Annotated in this window: 17 protein-coding genes and 1 pseudogene; 10 read left to right on the plus strand and 8 right to left on the minus strand. The window is 64.6% G+C overall.

The annotated features are described in order from the left end of the window. Positions 1-305: 305 nt before the first annotated feature. Entirely contained in the window at positions 306-857 is a 552-nt protein-coding gene (locus FFS35_RS16230) for a recombinase family protein (RefSeq protein WP_004213210.1), read from the minus strand. Between the two features lie 138 nt (positions 858-995). Between FFS35_RS16230 and FFS35_RS16235 the strand changes: the two genes are divergently transcribed. Further along, positions 996-3,875, plus strand: a complete 2,880-nt coding sequence (locus FFS35_RS16235) for a Tn3 family transposase (RefSeq protein WP_007406882.1) — start codon at positions 996-998, stop codon at positions 3,873-3,875. A gap of 66 nt (positions 3,876-3,941) precedes the next feature. On the opposite strand, the pseudogene FFS35_RS16240 reads toward FFS35_RS16235, so the two are convergent. From FFS35_RS16240 to FFS35_RS16250, 3 genes and pseudogenes are all read right to left on the minus strand, one after another. Then, positions 3,942-4,313 (minus strand): annotated as a pseudogene (locus tag FFS35_RS16240) (excinuclease ABC subunit A); the annotation flags it as partial. A gap of 463 nt (positions 4,314-4,776) precedes the next feature. Further along, entirely contained in the window at positions 4,777-5,886 is a 1,110-nt protein-coding gene (locus tag FFS35_RS16245) for an S-(hydroxymethyl)glutathione dehydrogenase/class III alcohol dehydrogenase (protein WP_062127096.1), read from the minus strand. A 100-nt stretch (positions 5,887-5,986) separates the two neighbouring features. Then, complete coding sequence (locus tag FFS35_RS16250; protein ID WP_009823890.1) at positions 5,987-6,976, minus strand: zinc-dependent alcohol dehydrogenase family protein; 990 nt, start codon at positions 6,974-6,976, stop codon at positions 5,987-5,989. A 138-nt stretch (positions 6,977-7,114) separates the two neighbouring features. On the opposite strand from FFS35_RS16250, the gene FFS35_RS16255 reads away from it, so the two are divergent. From FFS35_RS16255 to FFS35_RS16265, 3 genes are all read left to right on the plus strand, one after another. Then, on the plus strand, positions 7,115-7,693 hold the full coding sequence (locus FFS35_RS16255; protein ID WP_231729962.1) for a TetR/AcrR family transcriptional regulator: 579 nt from the start codon (positions 7,115-7,117) through the stop codon (positions 7,691-7,693). 75 nt (positions 7,694-7,768) lie between these two features. After that, the gene (locus tag FFS35_RS16260; RefSeq protein ID WP_062127102.1) at positions 7,769-8,599 is read left to right on the plus strand and encodes an aldo/keto reductase; all 831 of its coding nucleotides are present in this window, start codon (positions 7,769-7,771) and stop codon (positions 8,597-8,599) included. Positions 8,600-8,605: 6 nt separating this feature from the next. Continuing rightward, positions 8,606-9,253, plus strand: coding sequence for a TMEM175 family protein (locus FFS35_RS16265; protein ID WP_062127104.1), 648 nt, complete (start codon positions 8,606-8,608; stop codon positions 9,251-9,253). 43 nt (positions 9,254-9,296) lie between these two features. Here FFS35_RS16265 and FFS35_RS16270 read toward each other — a convergent pair whose 3' ends face one another. Together FFS35_RS16270 and FFS35_RS20405 are read right to left on the minus strand one after the other, a co-directional pair. Continuing rightward, a complete protein-coding gene (locus FFS35_RS16270) occupies positions 9,297-9,491 on the minus strand; it encodes a hypothetical protein (RefSeq protein ID WP_007406887.1) in 195 nt (64 codons plus the stop codon). Positions 9,492-9,540: 49 nt separating this feature from the next. Then, positions 9,541-9,627 carry a hydroxyisourate hydrolase gene (locus FFS35_RS20405; protein ID WP_231729964.1) on the minus strand — a complete coding sequence of 29 codons (87 nt, stop codon included), beginning with the start codon at positions 9,625-9,627 and terminating at the stop codon, positions 9,541-9,543. A 325-nt stretch (positions 9,628-9,952) separates the two neighbouring features. On the opposite strand from FFS35_RS20405, the gene FFS35_RS16280 reads away from it, so the two are divergent. The 4 genes from FFS35_RS16280 to FFS35_RS16295 are packed head-to-tail and all read left to right on the plus strand — an operon-like array spanning position 9,953 to position 13,141. Continuing rightward, positions 9,953-10,915: a glycosyltransferase gene (locus FFS35_RS16280; protein WP_211091119.1), complete on the plus strand. Its 963-nt coding sequence runs from the start codon at positions 9,953-9,955 to the stop codon at positions 10,913-10,915. Beyond that, positions 10,912-11,898, plus strand: a complete 987-nt coding sequence (locus FFS35_RS16285) for a hypothetical protein (protein ID WP_062127107.1) — start codon at positions 10,912-10,914, stop codon at positions 11,896-11,898. Before FFS35_RS16280 ends, FFS35_RS16285 begins: the two co-directional genes overlap by 4 nt. Beyond that, on the plus strand, positions 11,895-12,548 hold the full coding sequence (locus FFS35_RS16290) for a PIG-L family deacetylase (RefSeq protein ID WP_007406874.1): 654 nt from the start codon (positions 11,895-11,897) through the stop codon (positions 12,546-12,548). Before FFS35_RS16285 ends, FFS35_RS16290 begins: the two co-directional genes overlap by 4 nt. Next, a complete protein-coding gene (locus tag FFS35_RS16295; RefSeq protein ID WP_007406872.1) occupies positions 12,545-13,141 on the plus strand; it encodes a class I SAM-dependent methyltransferase in 597 nt (198 codons plus the stop codon). Before FFS35_RS16290 ends, FFS35_RS16295 begins: the two co-directional genes overlap by 4 nt. Before the next feature lie 95 nt (positions 13,142-13,236). Here FFS35_RS16295 and FFS35_RS16300 read toward each other — a convergent pair whose 3' ends face one another. Next, positions 13,237-15,405 (minus strand): catalase, encoded by a 2,169-nt coding sequence (locus FFS35_RS16300; RefSeq protein WP_007406883.1) that lies wholly within the window; start codon positions 15,403-15,405, stop codon positions 13,237-13,239. 277 nt (positions 15,406-15,682) lie between these two features. Here FFS35_RS16300 and FFS35_RS16305 point away from each other — a divergent pair, with 277 nt between their 5' ends. Both FFS35_RS16305 and FFS35_RS16310 read left to right on the plus strand, forming a co-directional pair. Beyond that, positions 15,683-15,979 carry a diguanylate cyclase gene (locus FFS35_RS16305; RefSeq protein ID WP_137787990.1) on the plus strand — a complete coding sequence of 99 codons (297 nt, stop codon included), beginning with the start codon at positions 15,683-15,685 and terminating at the stop codon, positions 15,977-15,979. A gap of 99 nt (positions 15,980-16,078) precedes the next feature. Beyond that, complete coding sequence (locus FFS35_RS16310; protein ID WP_137787991.1) at positions 16,079-17,254, plus strand: zinc-dependent alcohol dehydrogenase; 1,176 nt, start codon at positions 16,079-16,081, stop codon at positions 17,252-17,254. A 368-nt stretch (positions 17,255-17,622) separates the two neighbouring features. On the opposite strand, the gene FFS35_RS16315 is transcribed toward FFS35_RS16310, so the two are convergent. Next, a complete protein-coding gene (locus FFS35_RS16315) occupies positions 17,623-18,630 on the minus strand; it encodes an IS110 family transposase (protein ID WP_010408776.1) in 1,008 nt (335 codons plus the stop codon). Positions 18,631-18,931 lie beyond the last annotated feature (301 nt).

Consider the following 18,931-nt stretch of genomic DNA (forward strand, 5'->3'; position numbering starts at 1 on the left):
ACATCGGCGCTTGCAGCACCGCAAGTTCGCCGCCTAACATCAACCCCCTGACGAGGTCCGCACTCCGCTAATCTACGCCGCGAGTTGTGCCGAATGTTCTGACGACGGACAAGCCACTATAATCTCGCACGGCACATTGAACCGCTCGTCAATTTCGGTCTGTAGCTCCCGCAAGTTGTCGAGCCTTCGTCCAACAATCAGGGGCTTGGCCTGGTACGATGCCGCCAAGCGGAGGGCGGACGCTCTGCCCAAACCGGTCGAAGCCCCTGTGACCAGCACCCACGAGTTCTTGATCGCCAGCGGTTTCACGCGTTTTCCAGAGCCTTGTATAGGGCGGTTTTGCCGATCTTGAGCCGGGCCGCCGCCTCACGAACAGTGAGGCCCGCTGCGATATGCGCCCGCGCTTTACGTAGTTTGTCGGGGGTAACGACAGGCCGGCGACCACCCTTGTTGCCCCGCTCGCGTGCGGCCTTGAGGCCGGCATGAGTGCGTTCACGGATCAGGTCACGCTCGAATTGGGCCAGCGAGCCGAAGATGTTGAACACCAGCATGCCGCCCGAAGTGGTGGTGTCGATATTCTCGGTGAGTGAGCGGAACCCGATGCCGCGCGCCGCAAGCTCGCCGACCTTCTCGATCAGGTGGCTCATCGAGCGGCCGAGGCGGTCGAGTTTCCAGACCACCAGCGTGTCGCCGGGGCGCAAATAGGCGAGCGCTTCGGTTAGGCCAGGCCGATCGGCTTTTGCCCCGGATGCGTGATCGTCGAATATACGGTCGCACCCGGCAGTGTTCAGCGCGTCAAGCTGGAGCGACAGCTTCTGGTCTGCGGTCGAGACGCGCGCATAGCCGATCAGCGCCACATGATGCCCGATCCTGTCCGTTTTCCCGTCATTATGCGATCTTGTCCGAATCGCCGTTACAGGTCCAGAGTTAACGGACATATTCCTGTTGGCCGCCAGAGGACCGTCTGACGGACAGCCTCAAGGAGGTTCAGGGTCATGGCGAGGCGACGCCTGCTCACCCGCGAGGTGCTGGCGCGTCAGCTCGATCCCCCGACCGACGAACGCGAGATCGCGCGACACTTCACCCTGACACGCGAGGATCTGGATTGGGTCTCGATCCGGCGTGGTCCCGCATCGCAGCTCGGCTACGCCATGACGCTCCTTTATATGCGCTGGCCCGGGCGGGTACTCGGCGCGGACGAGACACCGCCCTTATCGATCCTGTCGTTCGTCGCCCGTCAGCTCGATGTGCCTGAAGCGGCTTGGCATGACTATGGCCGTCGTGAGCCGACCCGCCGTGCGCATCTCACCGATCTGGCACGACGCATGGGCTATCGAGCGTTCGGCCGGACCGACTTCCACGCACTGGCCACCTTCGCCATGCCCGTGGCGCAGACCATCATCCAGCCATTGCAGCTGGCCGAGATCGTCATCGACGAAATGCGACGTCGTCGCCTGTTGCTGCCGCCCGTCACCGTCATCGAGGCGATCGTACGACGAGCGCGCCGCCAGGCCGACGAACTCGTCCACGATGTGCTGACCCAGGGGCTGGGTGATGGCGGACGTACCCGCCTCGATGCGCTGCTCGCCCGTCGTGGCGACCGGGGTGCGACGTGGCTGTCGTGGCTGCGCAACCCGCCGCTGTCGCCGGCACCGCGCAACGTCATGCGCCTGCTCGAACGACTGGATCATGTCCGGGCGATCGGACTGGCCCCGGCGCGGGCCGCTACGATCCCGACCGCGGCCTTCGACCGCATCGCCGACGAGGCGGTGCGGATCACATCGCAGCATCTGGCGGAACTGCCCGACCGGCGCCGCCATGCCGTTCTGGCGGCAGCCGCGCTGCGGCTTCGTGAGAGCCTCGCCGATGCGGTGCTGGCGATGACGGACAAGCTGCTCGGCAGCATGATGCGGCGCGCCGAGAACCGGACGCGCGACAAGGCGCTGGGTACGATCCGCGCGCTCCAGGCACAGTTGCGCCTGCTCACCGGCTCCTGCCGCCTGCTGATCGATGCACGGGCGCAAGGCTTGGACTCGCTTGCCGCGATGGCGATCGACTGGGAGAAACTGGGAACGGCGGTCGGGGAAGCGGAGATACTGGTCGCGCCGGAGACGACCGATCGTACTGCCGAGCTGATCGACCGGCATCGTTCGCTGCGCCCGGTGATCGGGCCGCTCCTCAACGCCTTCACCTTCCAAGGTGCCGGTCCTGTGCAGGGGCTGCTCGATGCGGTCCGGATTGTCGGTGAGGTTTATCGGACCGGCAGGCGACGCTTGCCCGACAATCCACCGCTTCGCTTCGTGCCGCCATCGTGGCGGCCTTTTGTGCTGCGCGACGGGCAGGTCGTCCGCGCAGCCTATGAACTGTGCGCTCTCACCCAGTTGCGCGATCGGCTGCGTGCCGGCGACATATGGGTAGAGGAAAGTCGCCAGTATCGTGCTTTCGACAGCTACCTCCTGCCGCCCGCCACCTTTGCGGCGCTACGCGAGCGCGGGCCGTTACCGTTGGCGATCGACACCGACTTCGATACCTTCATTGCCGGTCGCCGTGCCCGCCTCGATACCGCGATCGAACAAGTCACGGCGCTCGCCCGGCAGGGGGAACTGCCCCAGGTACGGCTCGACGCCGGCGGGCTCGTCATCTCGCCGCTCAAGGCCGTAACCCCGCCCAGTACAGAGGACGTGCGGCGCATGGTCTACGACCGCCTGCCGCGCGTGAAGATCACCGATCTGTTGCTGGAGGTCGATGGCTGGACCGGCTTTTCCGAATGCTTCACTCATCGCCGCTCCGGTCGACCGGCCGATGATCGTAACGCGCTTCTCACCGTGATCCTGGCGGACGGCATCAATCTCGGCCTGACGCGCATGGCGGATACCTGCCAAGCGGCCACCCTGCGCCAGCTCGCACATCTGCATGACTGGCACGTCAGCGAGAGCGCCTATGGCGCAGCGCATGGCCAGCTCTTTCACGCCGGTGGGCGCGGGGCTGCGATCGGTGACATCAACGCGCGTAACGGCAACGAACCCGGCGTCAGCTTCTACACCCACATCTCGGATCAATATGACCCGTTTGCGAGCAGGGTGATCGCGGCGACAGCGGGCAAGGCGCCCTATGTCCTCGACGGGCTGCTCTACCATGCCACCGGTCTGTCGATCGAAGAGCATTACACCGATACCGGCGGGGCCTCCGACCATGTATTTGGCCTCATGCCGTTCTTCGGCTACCGCTTCGCGCCGCGTTTGCGGGATCTGAAGGAACGACGCCTGCATCTGCTGCCGCAGCAGGATGCCGGGGCGCTGCTCGTCGGACTGACCGGCGATCCGGTCGCGGTCGGCCACGTCGCTGACCATTGGGACGAACTGCTCCGCCTCGTCACCTCGATCCGCAGCGGCACCGTCACCGCCTCCGCCATGCTGCGCCGGTTGTCCGCCTATCCACGTCAGAACGGCCTTGCGCTGGCATTGCGTGAGGTCGGGCGGATCGAACGCTCGATTTTCATGCTCGACTGGTTGCGCGACATCGACCTGCGCCGGCGTGCCCAGGCCGGACTCAACAAGGGAGAGGCGCGCAACGCGCTCGCCCGAGCGCTGTTCTTCAATCAGCTCGGCGAACTGCGGGACCGCCGGTTCGAAAACCAGACCTACCGCGCCTCCGGCCTCAACCTGCTCGTAGCCGCCATCATCCTGTGGAACACCCGCTACCTCGAACAGGCCATCGCCGGCATGGCCGTGCCTCCTGAAACTGCCCGCCACATCGCACCGCTCGGGTGGGAGCATATCTCGCTCACCGGCGACTACCGCTGGAACACCGACGACCGCCCTCCGGTCGGCCAGCTCAGGCCGCTACGCACACCCACATCGTTGCTCGCTGCATGACGCGGCTTCGTGTTCGCCTATCGTTCACGCTTGGCGTACGCTGGTCACACTTTCGTGTCGTAGCCCCGCATAGAGCATGGGTTGATGGCGCGGATATTCGCCGACGCGCGAATAGAGCATCCGCACCAGGCTGGAGAGCGTCGTCACGCTGCCGACCGAGGATCGCGCGTTGGCCGAGCCGCGCTGCTGCTGCAACGCGACCGCAGGCGGCAAACCGTCGATCGCGTCGACCTCCGGCACGCCGGCCTGGTCGATCAGGCGACGGGCATAGGGCGCAACCGATTCCAGATAACGCCGCTGCGCTTCGGCATAAAGGGTGCCGAACGCGAGCGATGACTTGCCCGAGCCCGATATGCCGGTGAACACCACGAAGGCGTCGCGCGGTACATCGACGTCAATATTTTTGAGGTTATTCTGGCGCGCGCCGCGAACCTGCACGCAAGCGGGCGGCCCTGTATGCCCATGATCGGTGGCCGGCGTCGTCGCGTGAATATCCTTGCTCTTCAATTCAGTCTTCCTGCCCTAACCGCCCGTGCGGTCCAAGGTTCATCACAGTCGGGTAACAGATGAATGCTTTTCCGACTCAATACATCCAAAGGTCAGGCTGACCCGATATTCGGCACCTTTGGAATATTTTTCCAGCATTGGACAAAGGTTACGACAAAACCATTTTCCCCGTTGGGTCGCGCGACGAGGCCACACACACTCCGCTGGTAAGCGCCTGGGCCAGGCGGCCCTGGTCCGTGCCGCTATCGGCATGTAACGACCGTACTTCGGCGCTTGTTACCGCATTGCGACGGGTTGCCCATTTGCCAGAGCGCGCTTCATCATGGCCGGGGTCGGGCCATGATGACGGCCGAGTTGTCGATCCGAGCGCCTCGCGCCGCTTCGGATCGGCGGGTCAGTAGTGAATGACCGTGCGGATCGACTTGCCTTCGTGCATCAGTTCGAAGGCTTCGTTGATCTCCTCCAAACCCATCGTGTGGGTTACGAATGGGGCCAGATCGATATCGCCTCTCATCGCATCCTCGACCATGCCGGGGAGCTGTGTCCGTCCCTTGACGCCACCGAAAGCGGACCCCTTCCATACGCGGCCCGTGACGAGCTGGAATGGGCGGGTGGAGATTTCCTCGCCCGCGCCGGCAACGCCAATCACGATCGACTGACCCCAGCCACGGTGCGCTGATTCAAGCGCGGCGCGCATGACGTGGACGTTGCCGATGCACTCGAAGGTATGATCGATGCCCCAGCCCGTCATCTCGATCAGCACTTGCTGGATGGGCTTGTCATGGTCCTTGGGGTTGATGCACTCGGTAGCACCGAACTGGCGTGCCAGCTCGAACTTGGATGGATTGGTGTCGATGGCGATGATGCGACCCGCCTTCGCCTGGCGCGCACCCTGAATCGCCGCGAGGCCGATGCCGCCGAGGCCGAACACGGCGACGGAGTCTCCGGGCTGGACCTTGGCGGTATTGTGGACTGCGCCGATGCCGGTCGTGACGCCGCAGCCGAGCAGGCAGACATGTTCGGGGTTTGCCTCGGGATTGATCTTGGCGAGCGAGACTTCGGCGACGACAGTATATTCACTGAAGGTTGAACAGCCCATGTAATGATAGAGGGGCTGACCATTGTACGAAAAGCGGGTGGTCCCATCGGGCATCAAGCCCTTGCCCTGCGTTTCGCGGACAGCGACGCACAGGTTGGTCTTGCCCGACAGGCAGAAGTCGCACTTGCCGCACTCGGCGGTGTAGAGCGGAATCACGTGATCGCCCGGCCCGACGCTGGTGACGCCTTCCCCGACCTCGACAACGATGCCCGCGCCCTCGTGGCCCAGAACCACCGGGAAAACACCCTCCGGATCACTCCCCGCCAGCGTGTACGCGTCGGTGTGGCACACACCGGTGTGCGTCACCCGTATAAGGACTTCGCCTTTCCGGGGTGGGGCGACATCGATCTCGACGATTTTGAGTGGCTTGCCCGCCTCGAAGGCTACAGCGGCGCGAGATTTCATGTTGGGATACCCTCGTTGAGTTAAACCGATTGCTGGTGCGAGGCCGTTGCGTCAGCGCAAATTCGTGGGGGAGCGATCGCTCACTCCCCCGGTATGCCGGTCAGACCGTAACGACGACCTTGCCGATCTGGTCGTTCGATTCGAGGAAGCGGTGAGCGTCCTGGATTGCGTCGAGCGGGAAAGTGCGCGCGATCCGCGGCTTGAGCGCGCCCGATTCCAGACCCGCCACGATGAACGCCTTGGCACGATCGAGGGCGGCATCGTCCGAGACGATCTCGCTGTAGAGATACCCCTTGAGCGTGAGGCTCTTGCCCAGCACGGAGAACAACGGGAACGGCGTCGGTTCGCCGCTGAGCGCGCCATATTCGAGCAGGATGCCGCCGCGTGCCATGCTCTCGGTCAGCGGCTCGAACGACGGGCCTCCGACCGGATCGAGCACCACGCGCGCACCCTGACCATCGGTTATCTCCATCACCCTCGCTACCAGATCCTCTTCCCCGGTTGCGACGACATGATGTGCACCGGCATCGATCAGGGCCTGGCGCTTGGCGCCGGTACGCGTCGTCGCGATTACCGTCGCGCCGACCATCCGCGCAATCTGGAAGGCAGCAAGGCCGACGCTGCTGGAGGCAGCAGTGACGATGACGAAATCGCCCTCGCCGAGTTTCGCCTGCTCCACCAGCGCACCCCAGGCGGTGACATACTGCATCCACACGGCCGCCGCTTCCTCGAACGACAGCGCCGCCGGATGCTTGACGACGAGGCGGGCGGGCACGTTGGCGACCTCGCCATAAGTGCCCCAGCGCGCGATATCGAGCGGGGGGATGACGCTGACGGCTTCGCCTTCCGCAAACCCGGTCACGTCCGCGCCGACCGTAACGACAGTGCCGGCAGCCTCATAGCCAAGGCGGCTCGGGAACTCGGCTTCCTGAAGGTAGGCATGGTTGCGGAACATCACCTCGGCGCGGTTTATGCCTATCGCCTTCACCGCGATCTGCACTTCGTCGGCCGCGGGCGCGGGGACGGCCACATCTTCAATCCTGAGGACGCTGGCGTCGCCATATTCGTGGATACGGACGATGCGGCTCATTGGAGATTCCTTGATTATTGAATGATCGTTCTGTAAGGGAGAAGACCACCCGTTTCAAGATATTATTTATCGATCGTTCCATATCATGCACCAGAGATGACAGAGACGAAAGCCCGTCGCCGCGCAGGTCGCCCTCGTGTGTTCGACACTGACGCTGCGCTCGACAAGGCGGTGCGGCTGTTCTGGCAGCGCGGCTACGAAGCGACATCGATGGCCGATCTGGTGGCGGAGACTGGCGTCGCCGCTGCCAGTCTCTATGCAGCGTTTGACAACAAGGCGGGGCTGTTTGCGGCGGTGATCGAGCGCTACGCCGCGACGTTCAGCGTCCACCTCTATGCACCCATCAACGATCCGGCATTGTCCACCTACGAGGCCGTCAAAGGCCTGCTGGAACGAGCGGCGTCATCATTCTCGGAACCTGAAACGCCGGCCGGCTGCTTCATGTATTCGGCAGCGGCAGCCGTTTCGCCGGCGTCCGCCGCCATCGAATGCCTGCTGCGCGACAAGCGCATCGCGGCGGAGGCCCTCCTGATCGAGCGTCTGCAACGCGGCGCCGCGCAGGGCGAGCTTGCGGCCAACTCCGATCCGGCCGTGCTGGGCAAATTCATCAATACGGTCATGGAAGGCATGTCCGTTCAGGCGCGCGACGGCGCTACGATCAACGAACTGCTCTCCATCGCCAAAATGGCACTCGATCGATGGCCGGCCGCGATATGATCGCTACATGGTGGTCATCTGCCAATCCGCCTCCCGCGACCGAACAGTCGAACTCATCTCATAGGACAAAAGCACATGAAACACGTGACATTGCCCGGCGGGGAAGTGGTTCCTTCGATGGGTCAAGGCACCTGGAAGATGGGCGAACGTGCCGAACGGCGATCCGATGAGATCGCCGCGCTGCGCACCGGTGTCGAGCTGGGCATGACGCTCATCGATACCGCTGAAATGTATGGCGATGGTGCGGCGGAAACGCTGATCTGCGAAGCGCTCGGCGATCGTCGCGACCAGTTGTTCCTCGTCAGCAAGGCGTATCCACAGAACGCATCGCGCTTCCGCCTTGCCGGTGCGTGCGAGGCGAGCCTGAAGCGGCTCGGCACCGATCGGCTCGACCTCTACCTGCTCCACTGGCGTGGATCGGTGCCGCTCGCTGAGACGATAGAGGCAATGGAGGCGCTGAAATCGGCAGGAAAGATTCGGCATTGGGGTGTCAGCAACCTCGATACCGACGATATGGGCGAACTTGTCGCTGCCGGCGGGGATGGCTGCGTGACCGATCAGATCCTATACAATCTCGTCCGTCGAGGCCCTGAGTTGGACTTGTTGCCGTGGCTCGCACAGCACAACGTGCCAGTGATGGCGTATAGTCCCGTCGAGCAGGGACGCCTCTCAAGCCATCCCGCCCTCGACAAAGTAGCGGCCCAGGTTGGCGGAACCCCTGCGCAGGTCGCACTTGCCTGGACGTTGCGCCACGATAGCCTTATCGCCATCCCGAAAGCGAGTTCGATTGCACATGTGCGGGAGAACCGCGCTGCCGCAGATATCGTCCTCTCCGACGCCGACCTTGCGACACTCGATGCGGCATTTCCCCGGCCAGCGGGCCGTCGCCCACTCGAAATGCTGTAGCGTCAGATGGCGACATCGTCTTTCAAAGCAACCGAACGGAAATCGGACCGCCTCGAGGCATTCATGGACGCGGTGCTGGCAATTGCCATCACCCTCCCGGTGACCGAACTACACGCACCAGAGCCGACTGACGGCGACCTGGCAGCGGCATACCTAAAGCTGGCACCGGAATATGCCGCCTACGCCCTTAGCGTGATCCTGATCGGTCTTTACTGGGCTTCCAGCCACTTCACCGGCAAGCTTCTGCAAAAAACCGATCATGGCTACAATCTGCTCAGCATCGGCTTTCTTGCCGCTGTCAGCATCACGCCATTTCCTGCGCGGCCGCTCATCGAGCATCTCGGCGGTGACGCGGAAAGCAAGACCGCCGTTTTGGCCTATCTGGGCGTGGCAGCGGCGCCGGCGACGTGGTGGTTCGTGCGTTGGGTCTATGCAACCGCGAGGGGGCTTCCAGACCAGCGCCTGACAGACGCCTACCTCAGGCGAACAACCCTCAAATTCGCCGTCACCGCCGGAGCCTATTGGGCAGCCTTTGCCCTGGCAATCTGGAATTGGCGTGCTGGACTGATCGTCGCGGGGATCGTTACGTTGAGCTATATCGTTCCGCCAGCAAAGCCCAGCTACAAGCCAGGCCAAGAACCGGAGAATGGTTGAGACCGGCTATAGACCCGGCGAGGCGGATGCTCACATCGGCTAATCAATCCAGGATCTTATCGATCGTGATCGGCAGGGACCGCACCCGCTTACCGGTCGCGTGATAGATCGCGTTAGCAATCGCAGCGGCGGTGCCGACGATGCCGATCTCGCCTAGGCCTTTCACCCCAAGCGGAGTGCTGCGGACGTCGCAGCGCTGGTCGACCGCCTCGACCGGTACCTGCGCTCGCTCGAGCACGAGCTATACAAGCCGATGTTCGAGGCAGGGATCGAGGCGTGATTGGTGGTCAGTTGCCCCGGGTGGTGGAGTAGCCGTAGGGGCTGACCACGACGGGGACATGGTAGTGCGCGGCAGGATCGATGACGCGGAACACGAGCTCGATCTCGGGGAAGAATGGCGCCGCTTTCCGTTCGGGTAGCCCGACATGTCGAACTGCAGTCTGTAGATGCCCGGCGCGAACCGCGACGGCTACCTACCCGACGCCGATCTCTCGGTCGAAATCGAGCAAACCTGTAGTCCTGCATTACGATCTGGCATCTTGCATCACCGCGAGCAGCTATCGAAACCGGCGTTTATCACCTACAGTCCTGCAAGGCAGGGTCGCCGGTCCTGCGAAACTGATGGTGGGGGTGCCGTTGCGACCTGTGTCAGCTGCGATCTGTGTTCCGGTCCGCAACGAGGAGACTGCGTTACCGAAGTTGCTGGAGGCGATCGGGCGACTGGACCTGGGCGACGTCGAGGCTGCCGTGTTCTTCCTCCTTGATGATTGCTCGGATGCGAGCGAGCAGGTAATACTCGAGCATGCTGGTCGCATGGCCCTTCCGTTCACGGTGGCTCAGGGAGACCCGTGCCCTGATGCCAATGCCGGTCGTGCCCGCCGGGCCGCCATCGCCCTCGGCCTGCATCATGCGACGAGCACGCCCCACGGTATTCTCCTGACGACCGACGCCGACAGCCAGCCCCGTGCCGATTGGGTCAGGGCGGCACTGCAGGGCCTGGCCTCGGCCGACCTTGTCGCCGGGCGAATCGTCCGGATCGCAGCGGAGCGGGATCCGGTGCAGGGGAGGGTCGAGCGCTACCTCGATCGGCTTCACGCCTACCGACGATCGGTCGACCCCGTTCCGTGGGACAGTCCGACCGGCTCCCACTGCTCGGGAGGCGCCAACATGGCCTTCCGACCCGGAGCCTATCAGGCACTGGGTGGCTTCCAGCCGGTGCCATGCGGCGAGGACGCCGCCCTGCTCGACGATGCCGGGCGCGCCGGGTTTCGCGTGCGCCGCGATCCCGGCATGGTGGTTGCGACCTCCTCACGGCGGCTCGGCCGGGCGCCGGGCGGCATGGCGGCTGCGCTCAGTGCCATCGACCATCACGGGGCACCCTCAATGCCGCATCCCCGAGGGGCGGCATGGCAATACCGACAGCAGGCGGAGGCGCGCCGCATCTGGGCCGGGCTCCCCGATTCCTTTGTCGCAGCTCGCTTCGGCGACCGTATCGGATTGACCGGTGACCATGTGATCGGCGTCGCGCGCGACTGCCCCAACGCAGAGGCGTTCGCCATGCGTGTCGTGCCGGCGCTGCCCGATATACCCGACGTCACCCTCGTCGAGGCCGAGCATGCCCTGGCAACGCTCGAGAACCAGCTTTGCGAGCAGGCGGTATGACGACGGCCGGAGCTCTGCGTCATGGGATCGTCGCGGCGGGGTGGGCGACCGATCCCGCCGGCGATCCGACGACGCCCAAGGCATATCTGGACCTGCTCCGCCCTCTTTACGCTGCGGGACGCCGGGATCTCCCCATCGGGCGCCTGCTTGAGGGGCATGTCGATGCGGTGCAGATCGTGTTTCGATACGGCACGTCGTCCCAGGTCGCTGCGTTGCGGGCGCGCATCGCTGCGGGAGCGACGTTGGGTATTTGGAATGCGGGCCTGCCGGGTGAGCCGCTGGTGCTTACCGGCGGACGGCTGACCGGCGGCAAGGGCTATGCATCGGGGGCGGGGATACTGACTCACGCGCTGGTAACCGCGGATAGCGAAAGCGGACCGCAGCTGCTCCTGCTCGACCTCGAGGCCGATCCGCCTGCCATCGATCGGGAGTGGTGGCAGACGATCGGCATGCAGCGCTCGGAGACACATCTGGTACGCTGGTCCGGCTCTGTGATCGGTGAAGACGGCCGTATCGGCGAGCCCGGCAGCTATGCGCGGGAGCCGTTCTTCAGCGGAGGCGCGCTGCGCTTCGCCGCGGTTCATGCCGGCGGCATCGCCGGCCTGCTCGATGCAGTGCGTGACCACCTGACCACCCACGAGCGCGCTTCCGATCCGTTCCAGGCATCGCGCCTCGCCGACCTGTTCCTGCTTGCCCAGGGTGCAGCGGCGAGCATCCGCGACACGGCGGACGCCTGGTTCAGCGGGACGGATGCGGAACGCCTCGCCCGGGTGTCCGCTGCGCGGCTATCGATCGCCGGCTCTGCCGAGCGCGCCCTCACGATCGCGCAGGAGGCGGTGGGGCTGCAGGGATTGTTCCTGTCGCATCCGCTGGCGGCAAAGATCGCCGATCTCATGGTGTACCTGCGCCAGCCTGCGCCCGATGCGCATCGCCTTCGCGTCGGCCAAGCTGTCGCCGAGCACATCCTCGACCCCATCCTGTGAAGATCGCGCTGCGAAACGTGCGTGTCGCGCTGGTGATCGCCCCGCACCCGGATGACGAGGTCATCGGCGCGGCAGGCCTCATTGCGCGGCTTCGCCGCCATGGAGCTCGGGTCCGGGTTGCGGTCGTGACCGATGGTGCCGCATCTCACCGGGGCAGCCGAAAATGGCCGAGGACGCGACTGGTCGCGGCTCGCCAGCGTGAGAGCCTTCATGCGCTACGTCGTCTCGGCATCGTTGCTGGCGACGTCTCGTTCCTCAATTTGCCCGATGGCCAGTTGCCCTCGATCCCGGGGCGCTGTTATCGCGCGCTGCGCCGCCAGGTCGCACGATGCCGGGATCTCGATCTCATCGTCGGACCGGCCTGCGATGACGACCATCCCGATCACCGCGCCGTAGCCGCGGCCGTAGCCGGATGCCCGGGTGGCGCCAGTCGGCTGACCTACCGCGTGTGGCCGCCTCGCCCGGACAGGTCCGGACCGGCATGGCGCATCGCTGTGCCCGGGGGAGTTTCGGTGAAACGGTCCCTGATCCGCGTCTACCGGACGCAGCTCGGCGCCGTTTCCGATGACCCAGCAGGCTTCACGATCGCGAGACACGAGCTTGCGGCCTTTGCTCGTCCGGTCGAGCGCTACCGGCCGGGTTCGAAGTGACGAGCCCGATCGATCTTGCCGGGTTCGCCGCCAAGTTCGCCGGCGACGACGATCCCTGGCGCACCTTCACCGCCCGTGACGAGGCGGTGAAGCGTGCCGCGATCCTGCACGCGATAGGTCACCGACCGGTCGGACGGGTGCTGGAGCTGGCCAGCGGCAACGGATCCAACAGTGCCGCGATCGCGAGGATGGCGTTGCGCCTCGATGCGACCGAGGGCACGAGGGAGGGGGTCGACCTGACGGCACGCGCCGTTGCCGCCTGGCCTCGTGCGTGCGCATCGCTGCTCGTGCTCCCCGGTCGACCGCCACGTCTCGTCTATGACGTGATCGTGATCGCCGAGATCCTGTATTACCTCTCAGCGCGAGAGATGGCCCGGGTTGCGCGTGAGATGGCCGCTCGCCTGCGCCCAGGCGGCATCATCGTGCTCGCGCACCACAGGATTGATTTCTACGATTTCGTCCAGCATGCGGCAGGGATCCACGCCCGGTTCCTCGCAGAGACCGGGCGTTGTTGGACGGTTCGCACCGCGGGCCGCACCGGCCGCTGGGTCGTTACCGCGGCCCGCGCCGATGGTATGACCCGATCCCGTTGAACGCGAGCGAGGCAGCACGTCCCACGTCCGTGCGATATGAGGCTTGCCGTTAAGTGGAGCGGCAGGACGTCCACCTGCCGCTCCCGCCAGGGTCGTCAGGCCGCCGCGTCGAGATCGACCTTCATCTCCCGAGCCCAGAACCTGAGGTCACGACAGGTCGTGACGAACGCCTTGACGTCCTTGCTCTTGCTTAGGGCTACGAAGCCATCGTCAAGCTCCGGCACCCGAGAAGCGTCGAACAACGTGGCGGCTGCATCGGTGTAGCCGATGAACTTGCAGTGGCCGAACGCGTCCGCCACGAAGTCCTTGGAGGCCGCATCCTTGGCGAGCAGCGCAGCCCCTTCCTCGGACGGAAGCACCGCGACGGCATCGAAAAGGACCGAAGGTCCGCCGTCGATCTTCTGCTTGGCCGCGACCTTGGTGCCGTCGTCGAGCGTGACCCCGCCGATCTTCGGCGCGACCACCTCCCAGACCGCGCCTTCGGCTTCCAGCGCCTTGGTCAGCGCATTGAACAGCTCGGCGCTCGACCCATCGGTCAGCAGCAGGCCCATCTTTCGCCCGGCGAAATTCGCCGGGCCGTTGGCGACGATCGAGAGCGCCGACGATGTCGGCAGGTCTAGCGTCGGCTTGGCCGCCTTGGCGGCGTCCGGCAGGTCGAGGCCGAGCCCGTCCGCGACGGTAGCGGCGAGATCCTCGTCGATGTTGCGCAGGTGGCTGACCGCCCGGGCCCGGATGTCGACACGATCTACCTTCGACAGCTCGAACACCAGCGCGTCGCCGATGTGCTTCTGCTCGATCGGCTGCTGGCTGAGATAGAACTGCCGTGCCTGGCTGTAATGATCGGCAAAGGTTTCGGACCGAATCCGCTGCTTGGTCCCCTGAACCTCGGCGGGGAAGCTGGTGAAGCCGATCTCCGGGTTCTCGCGCGGACCGCCTTCCGCGCCCCAGCTGTTCGGCTCATAGTTCACGCGCCCCTTCGGATTGCGCATCGCCATGTGGCCGTCCTGCTGGAAGTTCATCACCGGACAGCGCGGGGCATTGATCGGCAGGTGGGTGAAGTTCGGGCTGCCGAGCCGCTTCAGCTGGGTATCGAGATAGGAGAAGTTGCGGCCGTGCAGCAGCGGGTCGTCACTGAAGTCGATGCCCGGCACGATGTTCTGCGTGCAATAAGCGACCTGCTCGGTTTCGGCGAAGAAGTTGTCGACGTTGCGATTGAGCGTGAGCGTACCGACGATGCGGACCGGCACGTCCTCCTCGGGGATGAGCTTGGTCGAGTCGAGATGGTCGAAGGGAAGCTTGTCGGCGGTTTCCTGATCGAACAGCTGGACGCCGAGGTCCCATTGCGGGAAGTCACCGCTCTCGATCGCCTCCCAAAGATCGCGGCGATGATAGTCGGGATCGGCGCCGCTGATCTTGACCGCCTCGTTCCACAGCACCGACTGGAGCCCCTGGCGCGGCTTCCAGTGGAACTTGACGAAGGTCGCCCTGCCTTCCGCGTTCACCAGGCGGAAGCTGTGGACGCCGAAGCCCTCCATCGTGCGGAAGGAGCGGGGGATCGTGCGATCGGACATGATCCACATGATCATGTGCCAGGTTTCCGGGGTGAGGCTGGCGAAATCCCAGAAATTGTCGTGTGCGGTTTGCGCTTGGGGGAACGCCCGGTCGGGCTCCTGCTTGGCCGCATGGACCAGATCGGGGAACTTGATGGCATCCTGGATGAAGAACACCGGGATGTTGTTGCCGACGATGTCCCAGTTGCCCTGCTTCGTGTACATCTTGACGGCGAAGCCGCGCACGTCGCGCGCCAGATCGCGCGAGCCCTTGTTGCCCGCTACCGTTGAGAAGCGGACGAACACCTCGGTCTGCTGCCCGACCGTGCTCAGCACGTCGGCGCGGGTGTAGTCGGCCAGACTGTCGGTCAGTTCGAACACGCCGTGCGCGCCATAGCCGCGTGCGTGGACGACGCGCTCCGGGATGCGCTCGTGATCGAAATGGAAGATCTTTTCGCGGAGGATGAAGTCTTCGAGCAGCGTGGGGCCCCGCAGACCCGCCTTTAGACTGTTCTGGGCATCCGCGATCGGGATGCCCTGCTGCGTGGTCATGGTAAGTGCCGCGTCCGAGGTCGTCTGGCGGGTTTCGCCGCCATGGCCCTGCTGTTCGGCATAGTTCGTCGGCTGGTCGGCACCCGCCGGCAGCGGCGGTGCCTTCTTAGCCGTCTCGCCCTTGAGTTTCACCGCGTCGCTTTTGATGCTCTTGCGTGCCATGGACGTAATCCTCCGATCATGCCCTTAATGCCACCAGCGCCACGGCGGTGCGAGGCATAAATCTTTGTAGCGACTGGGAACCGACCCGGAGGAGCGAAATCAAGTTATGTCAGTCGAGCATGGTCGCCGGTTCGAACGACAGGCGCGGGCTCGGCAACGTAAGTGTTCATGGCTGCGCAGAACCCGACTGCGGCTTCCTTGGTCCTGGATCACAGCCAGGGAAAGCCGATATGGACCGGTTGAGGATGTCTTAACGCCTTGCCGTTAGCCGAGCATGATGTACTCCCAGGTCGTACAGGTTTTCGACTGCGTCCGGCACGACCACGATCCGTGGTTGGTGCTGCTCGCGGGCCTGGTTTGCCTCTGCGGTATCTATGCGTCCTTTGCCCTGGCCGACCATGCCGTACGCTCAGGGCGGAAGACGCGCAGCCTGTGGGGACCTATCAGCATCGTGTCGGCCGGCTGCACGGCCTGGGCGACCCACTTCATTATCTTGCTGGCTTTCAAGCCGGGCATGCCGTCTGCGTTCAACCCGCTGGCCGTACGGCCGTTTTACGGCCGCTCGTTGATGTAAACGAATCAAATAGACGGGGACCCATGCCGCGGCTCAAGGCGTTGAGCGTCATAGACATGGCCCTGACGACAGGGACATCCACTCAGATGAGGAAACGACATGCGCGCACTATGCTGGCACGGTAAAGGCGATGTCCGTGTCGACACCGTCGCGGATCCCGAGATCAAGCACCCGCGCGATGCGATCATCAAAGTAACCGCCTGCGCGATCTGCGGGTCGGACCTTCACCTGCTGGATGGCTACCAGCCCACCATGGAGGCCGGCGACATCCTCGGCCACGAGAACATGGGCGAGGTCGTGGCGCTCGGGTCCGAGGTCACCAACCTCAAGATCGGGGACCGGGTAGTGGTGCCGTTCACCATCAGCTGTGGCGAGTGCTGGTTCTGCAAGAAGGGTCTGTTTGCGGCCTGTGATCAAACCAATCCGAACGCCGAAATGGCCGCCAAAGCGATGGGCCATTCGCCCGCCGGGCTGTTCGGCTTCAGCCACATGCTGGGCGGCTACTGCGGCGGCCAGGCTGAGTATCTTCGCGTGCCGATGGCGGATGTCGGTCCGATCAAGATACCCGACAACGTTACCGATGAGCAGGCCCTCTTCCTATCGGATATCTTCCCGACCGGCTACATGGCCGCCGAGAATGCGCAGATCGAGCATGGCGACACCGTCGCGATCTGGGGCTGCGGTCCGGTCGGCCAGTTCGCCATCCGCTCCGCGCTGATGATGGGCGCCGGCCGCGTGATCGCGATCGACGAGGTGCCCGAGCGACTCGCCATGGCGGAGGCCGGTGGCGCTGAGACAATTAACTTCGCCGAAACCGATGTCTATGACGAGCTGCAGGCGCGAACCAAGGGCCGGGGCCCCGACAGCTGCATCGATGCTGTCGGCTGCGAGGCGGCCGCGCACGGGGCGGCGGACGCGGTCATGGACAAGGTGAAGGCAAGCATGATGCTCGCCACTGATCGCGTCCACGTCCTGCGGCAGGCGATCATGAGCTGCCGCAAGGGCGGCACGGTCTCCGTGCCCGGCGTCTACGTCGGGATGGGTGACAAGCTTCCGATCGGTGCAGCGATGAACAAAGGACTAACGATCAAGCTCGGCCAAACCCACGTGCAGCGCTATACTAGACCGTTGCTGGAAAAAATCGTCGCGGGCGCGATCGACCCCAGCTTCGTGATCACCCACCCGGCCAGTCTTGAAGACGCGCCAGAAATGTACGCTAAATTCCGCGACAAGGAAGAAGGTGTGATCAAGGTTGTTATGCGCCCGCACGGTTGATTGGCGGAATAACCGGGAACAGGACGCTTATCGATGCCGATCGACACCGCCGCTTTGGAGCACGTGTAGCGGCGGTGTCGATCAGCTTGCGACCAAGTATGTCGGCAGACCTAGGGTCAGGATCTGTAATTTGCAGTCGCTCGGCGGTTGTCCCTTGAGGGTCTCAAGGATCTGTCCGCACTCGCCGATCCGAGGATCGGTCGTGCTGTATCGGGTCTCACAAGGCCGGACGTTGCATTGACTCGAAGCGGGCTCGGGAGCCCATCTGATAACCTTCGCAGATCGTCCGTCCCTGCGTTCCCTCGCGGGACACCGCCATCGGGTCAGCTGGAGAGCATCACCGCTGGCGAACGGGAACTTATCGCATTTCAGGCCTCGAACAAGGTGCCGTCGCGGAGCATGGCGTGCATGATGACGGCGAGGCGGCGGGCGAGCGCGACCCGGGCTTTCTTGAGGCCGCGCCGCTTCGCGATCTTCAGCGCCCAGGTCTTCAGCGCGAAGGTCTGCCGCGTGCGCGTCAGGATCGAGTTCGCCGCCTCGTAGAGGAGCTTGCGGACGGTGCCGTCGCCCTGCTTGGTGATCCGGCCGGTCCAGTCGAGCTCGCCGGACTGGTGCCGACGTGGGACGAGGCCAAAGTAGGCGCCGGCTGTCCGCGACCGCTTGAACCGACCCGCTTCATCGACGGCGGCGGCGAACGCAGCCGAGGTCTGCACACCGACGCCCGGGATGCTCATCAGCGCCTGACAGGCTGGAGAGGCGATGCTGATCGCCTTGAGCTCGCGATCCATCCGACGGATCTCGTCGACCAGCCCGGTTCGCGCCCGAAGCAGCGAAGCCACTGCCTCGCCGAGCCCCGGGACAGCGATGGCGGCCTGCACCCGTGCGAGAAACCGCTCGCCCTGGCCAGCTCCCGGTCTGATCCCGAAGGTAGCGCATAAGCCGCGGATGGTGTTGTCGAGCCGGACGCGCGCCTCGACCAGGTGCGCGCGGGCGGTGATCACCGAGCGTACACCGTGCGATGTCGGCGACTTGACGTGCACCTCCTTGTAAAAGCCGGTCCGGGCCAACTGCGCGAGCCCCGCTGCGTCATGTGGATCAGTCTTGTTCGCCTTCATCGCCTTGAGGCTCTGGTGGGCCTGGCGCGCATCGATGCACACGATCGCGACGCCCAGCTCGTGCAGGCCACGCGCAACCCATGGCGTCATCCGGCCGGTCTCGATCACCACGCGTTCCATCGGACCATGGCGTTCCAGCAGCGCGGCGATCGCTTCCGGCGTGCTGTCCACGCATTGCGCTGCGACCTTGCGCCCTTCGGCATCGACAATGCAGACGTGCGACGTTTCCATCGACAGGTCTATTCCGGCATAGTGCTTCATAGCTGCTTCCTTCCTTCAGGTCCGACAACCAGAAGGTGCGCCGCTCAGCCGGCCCGGGGAAGCAGCCACAAATTACACGATGACTCGTTGACCATAGCGAACAGCGATGGCCGACGCACCAGGAAGCGAAGCGCCACTTGGCGTGCGGTCGTGCCGTGGCTGGCCGCGATCTCCTCCAGCACGCGCCCGCCAGGGGTGCGCGGGCCGGGGAAGTCGCCCTGGCCGAACGGGCTGTCGGCGCCCGGCCGCGCGAACTTCCCATGATTTAGGCCCAGGACGCCTTCCGTGGAGCTCGAGGCGC

Origin of the sequence: Sphingomonas sp. 3P27F8 (assembly GCF_005502745.1) — a bacterium.
Classification (GTDB): Bacteria; Pseudomonadota; Alphaproteobacteria; order Sphingomonadales; family Sphingomonadaceae; genus Sphingomonas.

Excerpts from the sequence above, each read along its gene's own strand:
- FFS35_RS16285 (WP_062127107.1), top strand. The coding sequence starts at position 10,912 with ATGACGACGGCCGGAGCTCTGCGTCATGGGATCGTCGCGGCGGGGTGG.
- FFS35_RS16300 (WP_007406883.1), bottom strand. The coding sequence starts at position 15,405 with ATGGCACGCAAGAGCATCAAAAGCGACGCGGTGAAACTCAAGGGCGAG.
- FFS35_RS16315 (WP_010408776.1), bottom strand. The coding sequence starts at position 18,630 with ATGAAGCACTATGCCGGAATAGACCTGTCGATGGAAACGTCGCACGTC.
- FFS35_RS16305 (WP_137787990.1), top strand. The coding sequence starts at position 15,683 with ATGTACTCCCAGGTCGTACAGGTTTTCGACTGCGTCCGGCACGACCAC.
- FFS35_RS16235 (WP_007406882.1), top strand. The coding sequence starts at position 996 with ATGGCGAGGCGACGCCTGCTCACCCGCGAGGTGCTGGCGCGTCAGCTC.
- FFS35_RS16250 (WP_009823890.1), bottom strand. The coding sequence starts at position 6,976 with ATGAGCCGCATCGTCCGTATCCACGAATATGGCGACGCCAGCGTCCTC.
- FFS35_RS16310 (WP_137787991.1), top strand. The coding sequence starts at position 16,079 with ATGCGCGCACTATGCTGGCACGGTAAAGGCGATGTCCGTGTCGACACC.
- FFS35_RS16260 (WP_062127102.1), top strand. The coding sequence starts at position 7,769 with ATGAAACACGTGACATTGCCCGGCGGGGAAGTGGTTCCTTCGATGGGT.
- FFS35_RS16245 (WP_062127096.1), bottom strand. The coding sequence starts at position 5,886 with ATGAAATCTCGCGCCGCTGTAGCCTTCGAGGCGGGCAAGCCACTCAAA.
- FFS35_RS16265 (WP_062127104.1), top strand. The coding sequence starts at position 8,606 with ATGGCGACATCGTCTTTCAAAGCAACCGAACGGAAATCGGACCGCCTC.